The following is an 18,394-nucleotide window of genomic DNA, read 5'->3' as shown; positions in this document are numbered from 1 at the left end:
ATTTTCGTGAATACTATCATAAACAAATTTAACTGGCAAGAAAATTTCAAGGTAGAAAAATAATCCTTTAGTTGCAATAACTTACTTTGCATAAACAAGTTATCGAAAAACAAACCTAAAAACATTCTGCAAATGAATGCAGTGATTTTAATTGGATTTTACAACATTGATATCTGCAATGTATTGTGCGCTTAAAATACTAATATTTTTTCTGAGAGATTTAATAAAATAGCCTCTCCATAACAATTCCCCACAAAATCTGTAAAACAGAGCAGTCCATTTAAAAGCTTTTTGCATATCTGTCTTTGTTAGTTTACCCAACTTTTAACCATTTTCTGAAAAATGGTTATCGTAATTCCAAGCCATTGTAAGGTTGAAATCTTGCATATTCTCCAAAAACAAAAAAAATCAATGGAGTCATATATTTTCTTTTTTACGAAAGATTTTCTGTTTATAAGGTAGAAATTAAACTGCACTGCTGTACGTGCAAAAAAATTGCGCTGCTTACTTGATTTGTATTAAAGGAACAGCAGGAAAACCTAAGGAGAATTGAATGATTGCGGATAAGGAAATTGTTACAAGTATACTTTTTACAGTAAAAAAAGTAATCGACCTAGAATTAGACAAAACTTAATTTTTAATATCACTTCAATAAAATACAAGATATTTCTTGCTCGCTTAACATGCGATACTACATGCTATTTCTTAATCTTTTTAGAAAGTCTTTTCTCGTATTTTGATACAGTTTCTTCCTGTGCAGCAGTCTCAATAGAACCCGGTCTCTTTTTGCGAACTTCTACAATAGCATCTATTGCGCTAAATCCTTTATTTACAAGGTAACATGCCAGCATAGTACCAGTCCTCCCAATTCCTGCATCACAATGTACAACCACTTTTTTACTAGAAGACACAGCTTCATTTACAAAAAAAATAAATTCTTCTATCTGTTCTTGTGTAGGTGGGGTAAGGTCTGCAATGGGGATATGCTTGTTGACAAAACCAAATTCCTCTAATAATATTTTATGAAGTGGCCACTCTGACAAAGTAACTATAACATCAATACCATTTTCCCTAAGAAATTCAAAATCAGATACTACAGATATGGGTCTAGCCATACCAGCAATTTCACCTTTTAATAACCAACTAAAATTTCTAGGAATATTCATTATTTACAAAATCATTAAGCATTTTATACAATAACTCTAGCGGTAAACCAACAACATTTGAATAACTTCCATCTATTCTATCAATAAACCTTCTGCCCGCTCCCTGGACAGCATAAGCACCGGCTTTTCCCATTGGCTCTCCTGATTGCACGTAACTTTCAAGTTCATATACCGAAACATTCTTCATTTTTATCTTGGTCAGTGCAACACCTACATATTCATTTTCAGACGGCAGTTCTTTAATACAGAGTCCGGAAAATACTTCATGAACCGAATTATTTAATAAAAAAAGCATTCTTCGCGCATCATCTTCATCTTTTGGTTTGCCATAAACCTCATTGTTATGCAAAACAACCGTATCTGCTCCAATGATAAACACGTCTTTCAACCCTTTAGCGACACTACCTGCCTTTAACGATGCAAGATATTGAACAAGTACGTCCGGTGGTAATCGTTTGTTATAAAGGCTTTCTTCGACTCCGTGAGGTACCACGTCAAAAGATAACCTCATCAATTTTAACAATTTGATCCTTTGCGGTGAATTTGAAGCAAGGACAAAACGCTTCCTGGAAAAAATCACTCCTGGTATTGAACTTTCTACCCACATAAACAAAGGCATATCAGAAAAAATCAGAAGTTTTTAAGCGAAGAGGTGGCAACTTTGGGTTTAATCTCTTCTGAGTTGTTTACATCTGTTTCAGTTTCTACCAACTCAAAAATAGCAAGGGATGCATTATCATTAAGCCTTCTTCCCAACAACCTTAATTTTCTACATATTCCACCCATAGAATATTCAAGCTCTGGTATCTTACCAACACTGCTCCCAGAAAGAACTCCTAAGCGTGTACCTGACAATTTCAATATACGTGTATATCCACCATTCCTGTTTGTAAATCTTTTTGCAATACCCTCACTCTCGCGCCAATCTCCTTCTCCAAAAATCTTTTTTACAATATCGACATTTTTCAATCTAGAAAGAACCTGTCGATAACAGTGTACATAGCCTGGCCTGTCGCTCTCTTTTTTGTCCAATCCTTTTTTAGCTATGGTGATTATCTTTTCAACAAAAGATCTTGTCTCCTTTGCTTTTTCAACAGTTGTAACTATTCTTCCGTGAATAAAAAGGCTATTTGCGATATTCTGCCTCAATGCCTTTCTGTGAGCGGAAGTTCTAGATAAATGCCTGCCTCTCTTTCCATGTCTCATTGTATCAACCTTTTCCCTTTTCCATTCGTTTTATTTCCAATGGCATCCCAATAGCTAAATTTAACTGACTTAGTTTTTTCTTTAATTCCTTCATCGTGGTTTTTCCGAAATTCTTTATCTGTAAAAGATCGTCCTCTGTTTTAACAACAAGATCACCTACCGTTACGATATTAACAGTCTCTAAACAATTAGAAGCTCGCACCGATAAATCTAATTCCGCAATCGGCATGCTCAAAGTCCTATTAAATTCTTCAGAAGACATGTCAGATATGCACTCAGCACTCATATTTTTTTCGATTTGTTGTAATTCTCTGCCTATTTCGAAGTATTGTATAAACGGATTCAAATGCTTTCGAGTAATCATTGCGGCTTCAACCAAAGCCATCTCGGGAGTAACAGTACCATTCGTCCAAATCTCTAAAATAAGTCTGTCATAATTTGTTCGTCTTCCAACACGTGTCTCCTCAGTGACATACCGTACATTTCTGACAGGAGAAAAAAAAGAATCTACAGATATCAAACCAATCTCTTGATCCTCAGCTTCATTTTCATCAGCAGTTACATACCCGCGACCTTTTCTCACTTCCATTTCAACATTAAAAGCCATATCCTCTGAAAGTGTTGCTATATGTAAATCATCATTAACAACTTCCACGTTTTCGTCAGTAATAATATCTTTGCCGGTAACTTTACCTTTTTTATTAGCCTCAATTTTTATAATCTTCGGCTGATCAGAATGCATTTTGACAATCAAATTTTTGATATTCAGGATTATATCAGCAACATCTTCTATTACACCTGGTACATTGGTAAATTCATGCGCCACCCCTTCAATTTTAACTGAAACAACAGCGCTACCTTCTAAAGAAGACAACAAAATTCTTCGTAGACTATTTCCTATTGTGTGACCAAAACCACGTTCGAAAGGGGCTGCTATGAACTTACCATACCTGTCGGTCAAAGTTTCATTTTCAACATCTACTCGTACTGGTAGTTCAAGACCTCTCCACCTTATTCGCATATTTTCCTCCCTAATCTATTTATAAGGGAATTTATAAAAATAAATTTGACGTAAGTAATTTTCTTACGAATGTTTGCGGGATTACAAATTCAATTGACGACTACAATGACAACTCTTATTATTGTGGAATGATCCGGCTAAAAAGATTATTTTGAGCAAAGTTCGATTATTAACTGTTCCTGCACGGAAACAGAAATATCATCTCTGTTTGGAAGTTGTGTCACCACACCTTCCAATGCACCCTGCCGAAATTCTAACCAAGAGGATATTTTTCTGGATTTTAAAGCTTCCGCGTTATCCTGAACAAGCTTCCGACTTCTTTCGCTATTTTTTGGCCTTATCACATCACCAACTTTTACTAAAAAAGAGGCGATATCAACTTTTTTATCATTGACCGTTACATTGCCATGTAAAATAAGCTGTCTGGCGCTTTTCCTTGAATGTGCAAATGTTAGTAAATGTACAACATTATCCAACCTTCGTTCCAACATTACTAATAGATTATCACCAGTATTCCCTTTTTGTTTTTCCGCTTTTCTAAAGTAATTCCGGAACTGTCTTTCTAAAACACCATAAAAACGTTTCACTTTTTGTTTTTCCCGGAACTGGATACCATACTTCGAAAGTTTTCCTCTTCCCCATGAAAATTGTCCAGGAGGATATTTTCGCTTTGTTATCGCACACTTAGCCGTTTCACAACGAAATCCTTTCAAAAACAGTTTTTCACCTTCTCTTCGACACAACCTACACTGCGGTCCTACATATCTCGCCATATCTTTCCTTTCCAGAACTACATTTGTATTTATTTTACACCCTGCGCTTTTTACGGGGTCTGCAACCATTATGTGGAAGAGGCGTAACATCTTCTATCGCTTTTACACTCAATCCTGCGGCTTGAAGGGCCGTGATAGCAGATTCTCTGCCAGGCCCAGGCCCCTTAACTCTTATTTCTATTTCTTGTATTCCATATTTCTGTGCTTTTTCAGCAGCACTTGTCGCTGCTTTTTGAGCTGCAAAAGGGGTGCTTTTCCGGGATCCTTTATAACCTGCGGTACCAGCACTTGCCCAGCAAATTGTCTCACCATTAACATCTGCTATTGTCACATAAGTATTATTAAATGTAGCTTTAATATTTGCGATAGCTCTTGTAACATTGCGCCTAATTTTTTTGCTAGTTTTAGACATATTTCACCTCATCAATCAAAATCATCCTGGTTATTGTGTTTAGTACACAAAAAACATAGTAACACTTTTTTTTAACTTTAATTACAGCTTATAATGTCATACAAACACTTTTATAAAACTATTATATTTTTTATGAGCTTATCAGTATACCGCAAAACGAACAGATTAACGATACTCAAGGAGTTCACAAAATAAGATTTTTCAAATGCTATAACCAGTTATAAAAATAAAAGTTATGAGTAAACATAGAAGTCCATGTTTGCAAACCCTTACAGTATATTACAATATATCACCCACATATTGCCTTATAACATTCACTTCGATTTGAACCTGTATCGGCAAAAAAACTTTGCAAGGCAAAGTCAGTATTAAACATCTCATCTAATTTCTGAAACTTATTCATATTGTATTTTTTATTTCTTTTTTTTCTTTTTGCTATGATCATCAGGTTTTTTGGCGTATATTTTGGGGATACGATCTCAACGAGCTTAACACTATAACCTGCTCCAGCTAAAAACTGTGCTCTTAATGCTTCGGTAAGGATACTTGCAAACCGATATCTCAATAAGCCAAAATCCGTTATATCCACCAACGGATGTCCTTCTTTAAGCCGATTTCTAATATTATTTTCACAACAGGGTACTACCAGAATATGCCTGGATTTTATTTTAATTGCTTTTGCAATAGTTTCATCCGTAGCGACATCACAAGCATGAAGTGCAATAACAAAATCGACAGATTTTTCTGGTAGAACATCAATTGTTTTAGCATTTATAAAACACATATTTTTAAATCCGAGAAGGCTATTGATCCTCTCGCATTTTTCTATTATTGCCGTATTCTTATCGACCGCATAGAAATATGTATTTAAAGCAAAGACATTTGAAAGTACATAATTCAAGACAAACGACAAATAAGATTTACCACAAGAACAGTCAAGAAATACAATTTCTTTTTTTTCTTTATAGAAGGTTTCGATTATTGTTATAACTTGTTCACAGAATCCTACGACTTCATTAAACTTCTTGTTTTCTCTGCTAATTGAAACATCTATATTCAATCCGAGAGCATTTAAAAAATTCACATTAGCTGTCATTAATGCTGCAATTATTTCTTTTTTTTCCATCTTAACCTTTTAAAATTCATAATTACATATCAAAAATTTATTAGATAGTTCAGAATACAAAAGGTTACCTCATTTCTTTAACTCCCTTTTTGCCCGCTACAGTTTTCTTTCGCCCCTTTCGAGTTCGAGCGTTTGTTTTTGTCCTTTGACCTCTCACCGGCAATCCAATTCGATGACGCATTCCACGGTAACAACTTATGCTTCTCAAACGTGAAATATTCTGTAATTCTTGTCTACGTAATTGACCTTCTACGTTATAATTTTTCCCGATATGAGCGCCTAAAATACTAAGCTGGTCTTCATGAAGATCCTTAGCGCGCACATTTTCATCTATGTTAAGTTCTCTTAATATTTTCTTAGATAGAGCACCCCCAATACCGTAAAAATATGTTAACGCAACAACTATTCTTTTATCTGCGGGAATATCTGTACCTGCAATTCTAGGCATTAATAGATTCCTTTCTAGAAATCACAAAAACTATCCTTGCCTCTGCTTGTGCCGAGGATTCAAACAAATTACACGAACTACATTTTTTCTTCTTATTATTTTACAGTTTTCGCAAATTCTCTTCACCGAAGTTCTAACTTTCATGGTGGCCTTCTCTAAATAATAATTAAAATATGCCGAATCTTTTAAACTTGCCTATAAATTATCCTACCTTTATCAAGATCATATGGAGACATCTCAACAGTCACTTTATCACCAGGCAATATTTTAATAAAGTGCATGCGCATTTTACCAGAAACATGCGCAAGTATCTTATGTCCATTTTGCAACTCTACCCTAAACATTGCATTGGGAAGAGATTCCTTTACAACTGCTTCCACACGAATCGGTTCTTCTTTTGCCATATTATATAAATAAAAAAATTTCTACAGCGTTAGAATTTCAGCCCCATTTTCCGTAACTACGACCGTATGTTCAAAATGGGCTGATAATTCTCCATCTTTTGTCACGACGACCCACCTATTATTCAACACCTTCGTACCTGGCTTTCCAACACAAATCATAGGCTCTATTGCAATAGTCACGCCAGGCATTAATATTTCATCATATTCTAAAAGCGACTTACTAACAAAATTAGGTACTTGTGGATCTTCATGCATGCTTCTACCAATGCCGTGACCAGTATAATCTCTTACAACTGAATAACCGTTTTCCTCAACAAACTCTTGTATTGTTCGCGAAATCAATGACAACTTTTCATGTGACTTGATCACACTTATGGCCAAATATAACGATTTTTCACACACATCTAAAAGTCTTTCAGCTTCCTCAGAAATAATCCCAACGGGTATTGTCAGTGCAGCATCTGCAACATATTTACGATAACGGACACCAACATCTATGCTTAAAATATCACCTTCGTCTAATCTTCTTTGGCTAGGTATACCATGAACAACTTCTTCATTTATTGAAGTGCATATGCTCTTAGGGAACCCTCTATAGCCTTTAAAAACAGGTACCGCATCTTTACTTATAATGAATTTCTCTATTTCTTCATTTAAATAATCTGTTGTTATACCTATTTTAGTGAGTTCTCTCGCCAGTCTTAGCGCTTCTGCCGTTATCTTTCCAGCACTTCGCATTATTTCTATTTCACGTGGAGATTTGCGCACTATCACCTTTGTTACCCGGCCATTGTCTTTTTTTGCTTCTTGCACTCTTGATTTATGATATCAGCGATAGTCTTTGAGATCACTTCTATTCTCAAGTCACTAATTATTTCCCTTAATATCTTATTTTTCTTATAATATTCAACTAGGTCTGCCGTTTGTTCACGATAAACTTTAAGTCTTTCTATAATTGTTTCTGGTTTATCATCGGCCCTTTGAAGTAATTTCCCGCCACACTTATCACAAATACCATTTTTTAGCGGTGGCACTAATTTTATGTGATAATTCGCACCGCACACACTACAAATCATCCTACCAGACAATCTATCAATAACCGTCTGCTCAGAGACAATAAAATAAAAAACAATGTCAAGACTATCTCCAAGTGTTTTTAACATTTCGTCAAGCACTTTTGCTTGAGAAAGTGTCCTTGGAAAACCATCCAAAACAAAACCATTTTCACAATCATGCTTTAAAATTCTATCTACAACAATTCCCACAACAACTTGATCTGGTACTAATATGCCTTTCTCTATATAAAAACGAGCCTTAGCACCTGTCTCAGTTCCGGCCTCAATAGCTTCGCGTAATAAATTCCCTGAAGAAATATGAGGAATATTCTCAATCTTACTAATTGTTTCCGCTTGAGTTCCTTTACCTGCACCTGGAGGACCTAAAAATACGATCCTCATCCCATCCTACCTCTAATTCGTGTACCACCGCTAAGAAAGCCACTATATTGCCTCATTATCATATGCGATTCGATTCTTTGCACCATATCCAATGCAACACCAACAATTATCAGTAATCCAGTGCCTCCATAAAATCCAGCAATAGCCCTGTTAAGTTCAAAGCCTCCTGCTACCAACTTCGGAAGAATAGCAATTAAAGATAAAAAGGCAGCACCTGCAAGTGTTATCTTGCCCATAATACTCTCAAGATATTCTGCAGTTCTATGCCCCGGTCTAATCCCGGGAATAAAGCTGCCATAATCTTTCATATTATTGGACATTTCTCTTGGGTTAAATTGGATAGCCGTCCAAAAATAACAAAAAAAAGTAATTAGTAAAATATACAACATAACGTATAAAACACCTTCTTGCAAAATACCCGATAAGCGCGAGGTTATCCAATAACCAACGCTCCCGGGTTCAAACCGTATCTGTATACCTTGCATGATTGCAGCAGGGAAAATCAACAATGATTGCGCAAATATTATTGGCATCACGCCAGCTTGATTCACTCTTAGCGGTAAGAAGTGTCTTTGTCCACCGTACACCCTCCTACCACGCGTATGCTTAGCTTGTTGTATAGGAATACGCCTTTGCCCTTGCGTTATATAGACAACACCACCTACAATGGCGAAAAACATACCCAACAATATTAAAAGTTTAACGATTCCAATCTGATGTTCTGCCGGAGCTACAGAAAATGTAAAGTTCTGTACTATTTGGTTAAAAGCCCAAGGCAGGCGCTCAATAATCCCAACCATAATAACTATCGATATACCACTACCGATCCCGTGCTCTTCTATCTGCTCCCCGATCCACATCAAGATCATAGTGCCAGTTGTTAGTAAAATTGCCGCCATTAACTGAAAACTAACGCCCTGTAAATATACTGGTATAACTGGAACTCCATTAAACTCGACAGTGTAAAGTGTTCTCGTCATCACAAAAGCTTGGAAAAGACACAAACCTACGGTTGCAATCCGTGTATATTGATTAATTTTCTTCCTGCCTACCTCACCCTCTTTCTGTAGCCGTTCTAAATAAGGAACCACACCAACTAACAACTGAAAGATGATAGAGGCACTGATGTAAGGCATCACTCCTAGTCCAAAAATAGCACCGGAAGACATGGCACCGCCTGCAAACATGTCTACCATTCCTAATAATTGCCCAATTCCGGACTGTGAAAACTGATTAAAATACGATTTTAATACAGTAGTATCGATACCGGGTATGGGTAAATAAACACCTACCCGACACAATGCTATTAAACCAAGTGTGATTAGAACTTTTTTACGTAACTCAGGTATGCGAAAAACATTTCCAAATTGTTCAATCATGAAATTATTTTAGCCTCTCCGCCTGCCGCTTTAATCTTTTTCATTGCGACTTTGCTAAATTTGTGCGCTTCAACTGTAATTGAATTTTTTAACTCGCCCTCACCCAACACCTTCACTCCTACACCTATTTTTTTAATTATCCCAGATTCCTTCAGTATAGCAATCGTTACTATATCACCACTGCCAAAATGTGCAATGTCCTTTAAATTTACAATGTTATATTCTTTTTTAAATATGTTGTTGAAACCACGTTTTGGTAATCGGCGGAAAAGAGGTGTTTGTCCACCCTCAAACAATTTTTTCATGCTGAAGCCAGATCTCGAAGAAGCTCCTTTTGCTCCACGACCTGCAGTTTTTCCCCAACCGGACCCAATTCCTCGCCCTACCCTTTTCTTACGTTTCCTCTTTATTGGAACCGCATTTAAATCAAAAAGATTCATTCTATCCTTACTCCCCGTAGTTCTTCAACTTCTTCTTTTGTTTTTAGGGATCTCAAACCGTTTAATGTAGCCTTAACGACATTAAGTGGATTCCTTTTGCCATAACATTTAGTCAAGATATTTCTTACTCCCACATATTCCAGAACTGCTCTTGCAGGCGCACCAGCTTTAATACCTGTACCTGGTGAAGCGGGCTTCATGAATACTCTGGCAGCCTTGTAACGTCCCATTATCTCGTGTGGTATCGTGTCGCCCTTTAAATTTATTTTAAATAGCTGTTTTTTCGCTTCCTTGACGGCCTTATTTACCGCGTTTGGTACCTCACGCGCTTTTCCAAAGCCGATACCGACACTCCCCGCCTTATTTCCAACAACAACAAGAGAACTAAAGCTCATCGACTTTCCACCCTTGGTTACAGTCGTACATCGGTTAATTTTTACAACTGTTTCTTCTAGATTAATCGGTTGTTCTGGTTGCGCCAACTGTATCTCCTTGTTCGACTTATCAAATAATTAAAAATTTAAACTATTCTTTCTGGCACTTTCCGCTAAAGCCTTAACCCTTCCATGATAAGCATATCCACCTTTATCAAAAACTACTTTTGTAATACCTTTCTTTATAGCCTGTTCTGCCAGTTTTTCACCAACGATCTCCGCCGCCTTTATGTTGCCACCATATACGATACTTGCTCTAACATCTGGCGTTAAAGTAGAAATTGCAACTAGTGTCTTGCCCTCATTATCATCAATAATCTGACAATAAATATTCTTCAGACTTCGATAAACGCTCAAACGTGGTCTTTCGCAACTGCCTATCACTTTCTTTCTGATTCTTTTATGTCGCCCTGCTCTTTTTCTTCTTTTTTCTTTAATTGGATCCATAATCTATACCCTTAACCAAAACATTATCCACCGGAAGACATAGCCTTACCAGCCTTTCTTCTTATTACTTCTCCGGCATACTTCACACCCATGCCCTTATAAGGTTCAGAAGGCTTTTTAGCTTTTATCATTGCAGAAAACTGACCTACCAATTGTTTGTCAGTACCAGAAATCGTCAATTTAGCGGGGTTTGTTGGATTTTTAACCTCAACTTTAATATCTTTCGGTATCTCCATATGTACAGGATGAGAAAAACCCAGCGATAAAACTAACGTATTGCCTTGTATTTTAGCATTATATCCTAATCCCACAATCTCAATATCTTTAGAAAACCCACGCATAATACCTATCATCATATTTGCGAGCAATGCCCTAGTTAAACCGTGCAGTGCTTTAAATCGCTTTTCATCCGAGCTTCTCTTCACAATAATCTGTTGACTACCTAGTGCGTATTCAACATCAATGCTCGGATGAACGGTTAAATTTAAGGTACCCTTAAGCCCTTTTATCTCAATAGCTTTATTATTTATTGCAACTTTTACATCACTCGGAACCTTAACAGGTTGCTTCCCTATTCTTGACATCCTAACCCCTTAAATAAAAAAACCTATTAAGACACTGTACAAATAAGTTCACCGCCAATTTTTAACCTTCGACACTCCTTGTCGCACAATATCCCTTTCGACGTAGAATATATCGCAGACCCGAAACCTCCGCAAACCTTTTCTACATCTTTGGCACTTTTGTAAACCCTTCTGCTTGACTTACTCTCTCTTACGAGATTGTTAATAACCTTCTGCTTCAACGCTCCATATTTTAAATAAACCCTGATGATCCCTTGTTTATTATCAGGAATTTCTTTATATTCTTCAATATAACCCTCATTTTTCATAATCTTTAATATCTCCTGCTTAATTTTAGAAGCAGGAATATCAACGCAATCCCTACGAATCATATTAGCATTTCTTATTCGTGTAAGCATGTCTGAAATTGGATCTGTCATGCACATATTTTATCCCTTTTCAATAAATCAATTTTAATTTTACCAACTTGCTTTTTTAACACCAGGTATCTCACCTTTTAACGAGAGCATTCTAAAACAGATCCTGCATGTTTGAAATTTACGATAATAGGCTCGCCTTCTCCCGCATAATTTACACCTATTATATTTTCTAGTTTTGTATTTAGGATCCCTATTAGCTTTTTCTATTAAACACTTCCTTGCCATTTAAAACTCCTTATTCAGACCTAAAAGGCATTCCCAATGACTTTAGCAATTCATGAGAATATTCATCTGACTTGCCACTAATAACGAATGTAACATCCATGCCCTGTATAGTTGTAATTTTATCAATATTCACTTCAGGAAAAACTGTCTGTTCTGTGAGACCTAATGTGTAATTTCCTCTTCCATCAAAAGATTTCACAGATATTCCACGAAAATCTTTTATTCGTGGTAAAACGATGCTGATAAAACGATCAATAAATTCAAACATTCTTTTCCCACGTAGGGTAACTTTACAACCAATCGCCTGGCCTTCTCTTAATTTAAAACCAGCAACTGATTTTCTTGCGACAGTAACAGCCGGCTTTTGGCCACTTATTGTTGTCAGATGCCCTATAGCTTCTTCAAGAAAATTTTTATTGTCAATTGCCTTTCCAACACCCATATTGATTACAACTTTTTGTATTTTGGGTACTGAATATTTGTTTCTTAATGAAAACCTCTCTATTAAATGAGGAACGGTTTCTTCTTTATATTTTTTTAATAACCTTGCCATAATTAATCCTAAACTATCATTCATCCGATGATATTTCTACGTCACAATAAACACACGTACGCAATTTAGCGCCATTTTCCAAAACCTTCTTTTTTATTCGTACCCCTAATCCATTCCTTTTGCAACTTCTGTTCTGACAAACAGGCAAAACATTTGCAGCTGATATTGAAGTCTCTTTCTGAATCCTACCGCCTTGTGGATTTTTCTGGCTGGGCTTAACATGCTTATATATTACCTTTACCCCTTTTATTACCACACGATTTTTTTCTGGTAATATTTTCATTATTTTCCCAGTTTTTCCCGCCTCATTTCCAGCAACTACTGCCACTATATCATTCTTGCGAATATGCATATAACCACTGTTTTCCTTCTCTAAAACCTCATTCTCAACTAATTAAACTACTTCTGCAGCCAAGGAAATTATTTTCATAAAGTTTTTTTGCCTTAATTCTCTTGCCACTGCACCAAATATTCTAGTCCCTCTTGGGTTACCATCGTTGTCGATTATAACAATTGCGTTCTTATCAAATTTCAAATAGGACCCATCTTCCCGACGCACATTATTCCGTGTCCTAACAATAACGCCTTTGCAAACGTCGCCTTTTTTAACTACTCCTCCATGAATAGATTTTTTTACAGCTACTACGATTACATCGCCTACCGTTGCATATTTTCGCCGAGAACCACCGAGAACTTTTATACATTTTGCCTTTTTCGCCCCGCTGTTGTCCGCGACGTCTAAACTAGTTTGTTCCATTATCATCTAAACACACCCCAGCTAATGATCAATCTTTTGCCTTCTCAATAATACGAATAAATCTTGTAAATTTTGTTTTACTAATGGGTCGACATTCGGCTATCTCTACCTTGTCCCCAACATTTGCGCTTTTTTCTTCATCATGAGCTTTGTAAACAGTAGATTTTTTTATATACTTTCCATACTTGGGATGTTTTACAAGGCGCATTATCTCTACAGTTATTGTCTTATTCATTTTTGTCTTTATGACATTCCCAACATACTTTCTTCGCCTACTTCTTTTTTCAGTTGCAGTTTGCATTTTTATAACTACCCTCCTGAAACTAGATTTTTATTAATTCCTAAATCAATCTCCCGCAATACGGTTTTTAGTCGGGCAATTTTCTTTTTGATAAATTTCCGCTGTGCAGTATTACCCGTTTCCCCCGATTGCCATTGAAATTTGAGATTCAAAAGTTCTCTTCTTGTTGACTCTGCTTCTTCTGCAATTTCCAGGCGCGATTTAACTCTTATCTCAGTAATCTTCAAAACGCACGTCTCCTTCGCACTAGTCTGACTTTTACAGGCATTTTATGCGCTATTCTGCAAAAAGTTTCACGAGCTCCCTCTTCATTTACACCGCCGATCTCATACAAAATAGTTCCTGGCCTCACAACAGCAACCCAAAACTCCGGTTCCCCCTTGCCTTTACCCATACGAGTTTCAATTGGTGTTGACGTCACTGACTTATGAGGAAATATCCTTATCGTAAGCTTGCTTTCTTTTGGCATACTATGTGCTGCAGAAATTCTTCCTGCTTCAATTTGTTGAGCCGTGATCCATCCAGGCTCCAAAGCTTGTAAGCCAAATTCTCCAAAAGATACAGCGTTTCCTCGTGTGGCATTTCCTTTAATTTTTCCACGCTGCGATTTCCTGAACTTTACCCTCTTAGGCATTAACCTCATTTGCATCCTCCCCTTTTGAACTTGTAAGACCTTTATACAACCATACCTTAACGCCAATTACACCGTAAGTAGTTTTAGCTTCGGCAAAACCATAATCTATGTCCGCTCTGAGGGTGTGTAACGGAACACTTCCGTGAGTAATCTTCTCTGTCCTCGCAATCTCTGCGCCACCTAACCTTCCCGAAACCTGAATTCTCATACCTTTAACACCTGCATTAAGTGATGCCTCCATCGCTTTTTTCATAGCCCTTCGAAAAGAAGCGCGTCTTTCCAATTGCTCTGCCACATTTTCGCTTACTAGCTGCGCATAAGTTTCGGGTTTATTTATTTCTTTTATCTTTACAACAACAACACGTCCAATATATTTCTGTAATTCATCTTTAAGCTTATCGACTTCCGCACCCTTCCTGCCAATTATTAGTCCAGGGCGCGCGGTATGAAGAGTTATCTTAGCCTCTTGCCGGGTTCTTTCTATTTCAACAAATGGTATTCCGCCAAAACCATAATTTTTTTTAATTAGCTTGCGTATCTTGAAATCCTCAACTAGCAAAGAACCAAAAGATTTCTTGTCAGCATACCAGACAGATTTCCACCCTTGCGTTATTCCCAGCCGAAAACCAATTGGACAAACCTTCTGTCCCATTTCTTCTCCTTATCTTTTTATCTTTTAGCCTTTTCAGCCAAAACGACTGTAATATGACTTGTACGTTTTAAAATTCTCGAGGACATCCCTCGAGGTCTTGGACGAAACCACTTCCTGCTTGGACCACCATCAACTAAGGCATGTTTAACATACAACGCTTCAACATCCGCAGAGACATTCTCGTTTGCCGCAGCTAACGCAGCCCTGATGACTTTATCTATCATGTAAGATGCACGCTTATGCGTCAGTCTCAAAGTTCTCAAAGCGTCATTAACTGATTTTCCTCTAATAAGATCAATAACATAACGAGCCTTTCTCGGTGAGATTTTTGCGTACCTATGACATGATCTATAATCCATCAACCGTTACCTTTCGATACAAAATTTAATTTCTTGTAAAGCTTTATATCAACATTGGTTTATGCACTGCCTACTATTTCTTTTTGCCACTATGAGACCGAAAAGTTCTTGTAAGCGAAAACTCACCTAACTTATGCCCTACCATATCATCGGTAACAAATAGCTTATTAAATACTTTACCATTGTGAATCATAAAGGTGTGTGACACAAATTCAGGTATTATGGTGCAGCTTCTTGCCCAAGTACGTAAAGATTCATGCACACCTGATTCTTTTTGCTTCATTACTTTTTCTAACAACTTCTTATCAACATATGGTCCTTTTTTTATAGAGCGACTCATCAAATCTCCTAATATCTTTCAAAATTTACAAATTACCTCTAGCCCCAACTTTCCTTCTTCTAATTATAAATCTGCTACTTACAGCTCTCTTTTTCCTTGTTTTTCCACCCTTAGCAAGCAAGCCAGTCTTTGAGCAAGGGTGCCTACCACCCCCGCTTCTTCCTTCACCACCTCCCATCGGATGTGCTACGGGATTTTTTGCAACTCCTCTTACGTGAGGCCTTCTCCCTTTCCATCTATTTCTACCTGCTTTTCCTAAACGTATATTACTATGATCAGTATTACCCAGTTGTCCAATTGTGGCCCTGCAACTACCGTGAACTTTCCGGACTTCACCAGAGGGGAGTGTTATGTGAGCATATCCACCTTCTTTTGCCAGCAATCTTGCAACACTACCTGCAGACCGAACTATCTTACCTCCTTGCCCAGCACGCAACTCAATATTGTGCAGATCCATACCCAAAGGTATATTGTTAAGTGGCATAGTATTGCCAATGTCAGGATCTACCTTTTCACCCGATTTCACAAACTGACCGACCTTCAATTTCTCTGGAGCCAAAATGTATCTTTTTTCTCCATCGACATAATTAAGTAAAGCAATACGAGCGGATCTATTAGGATCATACTCAATACTGGCAACCTTTGCTGGAATACCATCCTTTCTCCGCTTAAAATCAATATTTCTATATTGTCTCCTACTGCCTCCACCAACATTCCCAGCCGTAATTTTCCCTTCAGAATTTCTACCACCGGTTTTTTTAAGAGGCCGAATCAAAGATCTTTCCGGCTTTGTTTTCGTTATTTCTGAAAAATCTGAAACACTGGCAAATCTTCTTCCCGGAGTTACGGGTTTGTAATATATAATACCCATAAGAACTTTTTACCTCAAAGTTAAAACTTTAATAGCCGAAATCAATTGTATGCCCTTCTTTTAAAGCTACAATAGCCTTTTTTAATTCTCTTGTTTTACCCATTATAAATTTAACCCTTCTTCTCTTGCTCTTTTTTATCAAGGTCCTCACACCGTTTACTTTAACACCAAAAATGCCCTCAATTGCATTTTTTATTTGAATTTTGTTCGCTTTTAAGTCTACATCGAAATGATAGGAATTCGTTTTCTCACCATCTGAAACGCTCTTTTCAGTTCTTAGCGGACCCTTAATAACATCGTATTTATCCATATAATTTGGTCCCCTACCTAACGCAAACTACTCAGTGCTTGTTTGGTTATTAATATTTTTTTTGGCTTAAGAATCTCATATGCATTTAAATCATGACACTCCATCATTCTTACATAAGGAATATTTCTCGAAGATTTCAAAAGAGATTCTGTGGCTTTTGATATTACAATCAAACTACTTATCCCCACCATTCCAAAAGATTTTAGTAACGAAACCATATGTTTTGTTTTCGGAGAAGCAAAATCTAATTTATCCACTACCACGACTTCGTTATCTTTGATCTTAGACGACAGTGCGGAAAAAAGAGCCCGCTTTTTTGCCATTTTCGGAATAGAATAAGAGTAATCCCTTGGTTTTGGCCCAAATGCAACACCGCCACCCCTCCAGATGGGAGACCTACTGCTTCCAGCCCTCGCCTTACCTGTGTGCTTTTGTGCCCACGGTTTTTTACCGCCCCCAGAAACCTCCGCCCTTGTTTTCGTCGAAACCGTCCCCTGTCTTTTATTTGCCTCATACATTTTTACCACATCCCTTAAAAGTTTATAGCGCACAGGAGAATCGGATATGCTGTCAGGAACCTGCATATTTTCTATCTTTTTTCCTTCATCATTGTATACTATTATTTCCATACTTCCTCTTACCCTAAAATTATACAATTTTTTTTATTATTAGATAACTACCTTTATACCCAGGAACAGCTCCCTTAACAAAAAGCATATTTTTTTCCTTATCAACTTTGACAACATCAAGATTCTTAATTGTAACACGCTCCCTACCAAGCTGTCCCGGCATCTTTTTCCCACGAATGACTCTTCCTGGATCGGTCCCAGCACCAACAGAGCCAACAGAACGATGCCTCGTAGACCCATGCGTTTGCGGACCTCCCTTCATACCCCACCTTTTCATAACACCGGCAAAGCCTTTTCCTTTTGATATACCTATAACATCAACCAATTTGACATCTTCGAATATATCCAATGTGACCGCCTGCCCAAGATGGATATCAGAAACAGTATCCAGTTTCACCTCTTTAACAAACCGGCCTGGAAGCAAAGACGCTTTAGCAGCATGTCCAATTTCTGGCCTCTTTGCTCTTTTTATTTTTTTATCTTTATACCCAAGCTGCACAGCAGAATACCCATCATTCCCCAACGTTTTTACTTGCAACACATTACAAGGCCCCGCCTTTATCAACGTGACAGGAACCAACGCCCCCTCACCAGTATAAATTTGGGTCATTCCTACCTTCTCACCTAATAAACTATTTAACATTTCAATCAAACCTTACGCTATTAAATTTCTATAAAAGTTATGCTTTTATCTTGATCTCTATACCAGCGGGCATGTTAATCCGATTCAACGCATCCATCGTTTTCGCCGTAGGCTCCAAAATATCAATCAACCTCTTATGAGTCCTTACCTCAAACTGCTCTCTAGACCTTTTATCAATATGCGGAGATCTTAGGACGGTGTATCTTTCTATGCGAGTCGGCAGGGGAACAGGACCAAACACTTTTGCACCAGTACGCTTTGCCGTTTCAACGATTTCCAGCGCCGATTGGTCTAATATTCTATAGTCATATGCTTCCATTCGTATTCTAATTTTCTGATCCAACACTTCTATGCTCCCAAAAAAGCCCAAACCTACAAAAAACTCAAGTTCACGAGGATATCAT

Annotated in this window: 33 protein-coding genes; all 33 read right to left on the bottom strand. The window is 37.3% G+C overall.

Features of this window, described 5'->3' with window-relative positions; all coding sequences use genetic code 11:
- Positions 1-698: 698 nt before the first annotated feature.
- Positions 699-1,166 (bottom strand): dual specificity protein phosphatase 23, encoded by a 468-nt coding sequence (locus KSMBR1_RS14210; protein WP_099325917.1) that lies wholly within the window; start codon positions 1,164-1,166, stop codon positions 699-701.
- Positions 1,153-1,773, bottom strand: a complete 621-nt coding sequence (locus KSMBR1_RS14205) for a Maf family protein (protein ID WP_261341064.1) — start codon at positions 1,771-1,773, stop codon at positions 1,153-1,155. Before KSMBR1_RS14205 ends, KSMBR1_RS14210 begins: the two co-directional genes overlap by 14 nt.
- A 23-nt stretch (positions 1,774-1,796) precedes the next feature.
- Complete coding sequence (gene rplQ / locus KSMBR1_RS14200; protein ID WP_099325915.1) at positions 1,797-2,372, bottom strand: 50S ribosomal protein L17; 576 nt, start codon at positions 2,370-2,372, stop codon at positions 1,797-1,799.
- 4 nt (positions 2,373-2,376) lie between these two features.
- Positions 2,377-3,393 carry a DNA-directed RNA polymerase subunit alpha gene (locus KSMBR1_RS14195; RefSeq protein WP_099325914.1) on the bottom strand — a complete coding sequence of 339 codons (1,017 nt, stop codon included), beginning with the start codon at positions 3,391-3,393 and terminating at the stop codon, positions 2,377-2,379.
- Between the two features lie 146 nt (positions 3,394-3,539).
- Positions 3,540-4,166, bottom strand: a complete 627-nt coding sequence (gene rpsD / locus KSMBR1_RS14190; RefSeq protein WP_099327074.1) for a 30S ribosomal protein S4 — start codon at positions 4,164-4,166, stop codon at positions 3,540-3,542.
- A 34-nt stretch (positions 4,167-4,200) separates the two neighbouring features.
- The gene (gene rpsK / locus KSMBR1_RS14185; protein WP_099325913.1) at positions 4,201-4,578 is read right to left on the bottom strand and encodes a 30S ribosomal protein S11; all 378 of its coding nucleotides are present in this window, start codon (positions 4,576-4,578) and stop codon (positions 4,201-4,203) included.
- Between the two features lie 289 nt (positions 4,579-4,867).
- Positions 4,868-5,704, bottom strand: a complete 837-nt coding sequence (locus KSMBR1_RS14180) for a class I SAM-dependent methyltransferase (RefSeq protein WP_099325912.1) — start codon at positions 5,702-5,704, stop codon at positions 4,868-4,870.
- Positions 5,705-5,768: 64 nt separating this feature from the next.
- The gene (rpsM, locus tag KSMBR1_RS14175) at positions 5,769-6,152 is read right to left on the bottom strand and encodes a 30S ribosomal protein S13 (RefSeq protein WP_099325911.1); all 384 of its coding nucleotides are present in this window, start codon (positions 6,150-6,152) and stop codon (positions 5,769-5,771) included.
- A 30-nt stretch (positions 6,153-6,182) separates the two neighbouring features.
- On the bottom strand, positions 6,183-6,296 hold the full coding sequence (gene rpmJ, locus KSMBR1_RS14170; protein ID WP_099325910.1) for a 50S ribosomal protein L36: 114 nt from the start codon (positions 6,294-6,296) through the stop codon (positions 6,183-6,185).
- Between the two features lie 41 nt (positions 6,297-6,337).
- On the bottom strand, positions 6,338-6,556 hold the full coding sequence (gene infA / locus KSMBR1_RS14165; protein ID WP_099325909.1) for a translation initiation factor IF-1: 219 nt from the start codon (positions 6,554-6,556) through the stop codon (positions 6,338-6,340).
- A 21-nt stretch (positions 6,557-6,577) separates the two neighbouring features.
- Entirely contained in the window at positions 6,578-7,330 is a 753-nt protein-coding gene (gene map / locus KSMBR1_RS14160) for a type I methionyl aminopeptidase (RefSeq protein ID WP_099327073.1), read from the bottom strand.
- A 5-nt stretch (positions 7,331-7,335) separates the two neighbouring features.
- Positions 7,336-8,013 carry an adenylate kinase gene (locus tag KSMBR1_RS14155; protein WP_099325908.1) on the bottom strand — a complete coding sequence of 226 codons (678 nt, stop codon included), beginning with the start codon at positions 8,011-8,013 and terminating at the stop codon, positions 7,336-7,338.
- The gene (secY, locus tag KSMBR1_RS14150; protein WP_099325907.1) at positions 8,010-9,392 is read right to left on the bottom strand and encodes a preprotein translocase subunit SecY; all 1,383 of its coding nucleotides are present in this window, start codon (positions 9,390-9,392) and stop codon (positions 8,010-8,012) included. The genes KSMBR1_RS14155 and secY overlap by 4 nt, the downstream gene beginning before the upstream one ends.
- Positions 9,389-9,832 (bottom strand): 50S ribosomal protein L15, encoded by a 444-nt coding sequence (gene rplO / locus KSMBR1_RS14145; RefSeq protein WP_099325906.1) that lies wholly within the window; start codon positions 9,830-9,832, stop codon positions 9,389-9,391. The genes secY and rplO overlap by 4 nt, the downstream gene beginning before the upstream one ends.
- Positions 9,829-10,314, bottom strand: coding sequence for a 30S ribosomal protein S5 (gene rpsE / locus KSMBR1_RS14140; RefSeq protein ID WP_099325905.1), 486 nt, complete (start codon positions 10,312-10,314; stop codon positions 9,829-9,831). Before rpsE ends, rplO begins: the two co-directional genes overlap by 4 nt.
- 30 nt (positions 10,315-10,344) lie before the next feature.
- Positions 10,345-10,713, bottom strand: coding sequence for a 50S ribosomal protein L18 (rplR, locus tag KSMBR1_RS14135; RefSeq protein ID WP_099325904.1), 369 nt, complete (start codon positions 10,711-10,713; stop codon positions 10,345-10,347).
- Between the two features lie 23 nt (positions 10,714-10,736).
- Positions 10,737-11,297, bottom strand: coding sequence for a 50S ribosomal protein L6 (rplF, locus tag KSMBR1_RS14130; RefSeq protein WP_099325903.1), 561 nt, complete (start codon positions 11,295-11,297; stop codon positions 10,737-10,739).
- Between the two features lie 26 nt (positions 11,298-11,323).
- The gene (rpsH, locus tag KSMBR1_RS14125; RefSeq protein ID WP_099325902.1) at positions 11,324-11,722 is read right to left on the bottom strand and encodes a 30S ribosomal protein S8; all 399 of its coding nucleotides are present in this window, start codon (positions 11,720-11,722) and stop codon (positions 11,324-11,326) included.
- 33 nt (positions 11,723-11,755) lie between these two features.
- Positions 11,756-11,941 carry a type Z 30S ribosomal protein S14 gene (locus KSMBR1_RS14120; protein ID WP_099325901.1) on the bottom strand — a complete coding sequence of 62 codons (186 nt, stop codon included), beginning with the start codon at positions 11,939-11,941 and terminating at the stop codon, positions 11,756-11,758.
- A gap of 10 nt (positions 11,942-11,951) precedes the next feature.
- Positions 11,952-12,494 carry a 50S ribosomal protein L5 gene (gene rplE, locus KSMBR1_RS14115; RefSeq protein WP_099327072.1) on the bottom strand — a complete coding sequence of 181 codons (543 nt, stop codon included), beginning with the start codon at positions 12,492-12,494 and terminating at the stop codon, positions 11,952-11,954.
- 16 nt (positions 12,495-12,510) lie between these two features.
- Complete coding sequence (gene rplX, locus KSMBR1_RS14110; RefSeq protein WP_099325900.1) at positions 12,511-12,846, bottom strand: 50S ribosomal protein L24; 336 nt, start codon at positions 12,844-12,846, stop codon at positions 12,511-12,513.
- A gap of 42 nt (positions 12,847-12,888) precedes the next feature.
- Positions 12,889-13,257: a 50S ribosomal protein L14 gene (gene rplN / locus KSMBR1_RS14105; protein WP_099325899.1), complete on the bottom strand. Its 369-nt coding sequence runs from the start codon at positions 13,255-13,257 to the stop codon at positions 12,889-12,891.
- Between the two features lie 22 nt (positions 13,258-13,279).
- Positions 13,280-13,552, bottom strand: a complete 273-nt coding sequence (rpsQ, locus tag KSMBR1_RS14100) for a 30S ribosomal protein S17 (RefSeq protein WP_099325898.1) — start codon at positions 13,550-13,552, stop codon at positions 13,280-13,282.
- Between the two features lie 8 nt (positions 13,553-13,560).
- Positions 13,561-13,779: a 50S ribosomal protein L29 gene (gene rpmC / locus KSMBR1_RS14095; RefSeq protein ID WP_099325897.1), complete on the bottom strand. Its 219-nt coding sequence runs from the start codon at positions 13,777-13,779 to the stop codon at positions 13,561-13,563.
- Entirely contained in the window at positions 13,776-14,195 is a 420-nt protein-coding gene (gene rplP, locus KSMBR1_RS14090; protein ID WP_099325896.1) for a 50S ribosomal protein L16, read from the bottom strand. The genes rpmC and rplP overlap by 4 nt, the downstream gene beginning before the upstream one ends.
- Positions 14,179-14,838: a 30S ribosomal protein S3 gene (gene rpsC, locus KSMBR1_RS14085; protein WP_099325895.1), complete on the bottom strand. Its 660-nt coding sequence runs from the start codon at positions 14,836-14,838 to the stop codon at positions 14,179-14,181. Before rpsC ends, rplP begins: the two co-directional genes overlap by 17 nt.
- Before the next feature lie 17 nt (positions 14,839-14,855).
- Positions 14,856-15,197 (bottom strand): 50S ribosomal protein L22, encoded by a 342-nt coding sequence (rplV, locus tag KSMBR1_RS14080; protein ID WP_099325894.1) that lies wholly within the window; start codon positions 15,195-15,197, stop codon positions 14,856-14,858.
- 73 nt (positions 15,198-15,270) lie between these two features.
- A complete protein-coding gene (gene rpsS / locus KSMBR1_RS14075; RefSeq protein ID WP_099325893.1) occupies positions 15,271-15,537 on the bottom strand; it encodes a 30S ribosomal protein S19 in 267 nt (88 codons plus the stop codon).
- Between the two features lie 25 nt (positions 15,538-15,562).
- On the bottom strand, positions 15,563-16,408 hold the full coding sequence (rplB, locus tag KSMBR1_RS14070; RefSeq protein ID WP_099325892.1) for a 50S ribosomal protein L2: 846 nt from the start codon (positions 16,406-16,408) through the stop codon (positions 15,563-15,565).
- Between the two features lie 28 nt (positions 16,409-16,436).
- On the bottom strand, positions 16,437-16,718 hold the full coding sequence (gene rplW, locus KSMBR1_RS14065) for a 50S ribosomal protein L23 (protein ID WP_099325891.1): 282 nt from the start codon (positions 16,716-16,718) through the stop codon (positions 16,437-16,439).
- A 17-nt stretch (positions 16,719-16,735) separates the two neighbouring features.
- Positions 16,736-17,347 (bottom strand): 50S ribosomal protein L4, encoded by a 612-nt coding sequence (gene rplD, locus KSMBR1_RS14060; protein WP_099325890.1) that lies wholly within the window; start codon positions 17,345-17,347, stop codon positions 16,736-16,738.
- Positions 17,348-17,366: 19 nt separating this feature from the next.
- Positions 17,367-17,990 carry a 50S ribosomal protein L3 gene (gene rplC, locus KSMBR1_RS14055; RefSeq protein WP_099325889.1) on the bottom strand — a complete coding sequence of 208 codons (624 nt, stop codon included), beginning with the start codon at positions 17,988-17,990 and terminating at the stop codon, positions 17,367-17,369.
- Between the two features lie 37 nt (positions 17,991-18,027).
- Positions 18,028-18,336: a 30S ribosomal protein S10 gene (rpsJ, locus tag KSMBR1_RS14050; RefSeq protein WP_099325888.1), complete on the bottom strand. Its 309-nt coding sequence runs from the start codon at positions 18,334-18,336 to the stop codon at positions 18,028-18,030.
- Positions 18,337-18,394 lie beyond the last annotated feature (58 nt).

Origin of the sequence: Candidatus Kuenenia stuttgartiensis, assembly GCF_900232105.1 — a bacterium.
GTDB classification, from domain to species: domain Bacteria; phylum Planctomycetota; class Brocadiia; order Brocadiales; family Brocadiaceae; genus Kuenenia; species Kuenenia stuttgartiensis_A.
The sequence above is the reverse complement of the archived record's forward strand: the minus strand, read 5'-3'. Positions and strand labels throughout refer to the sequence as shown.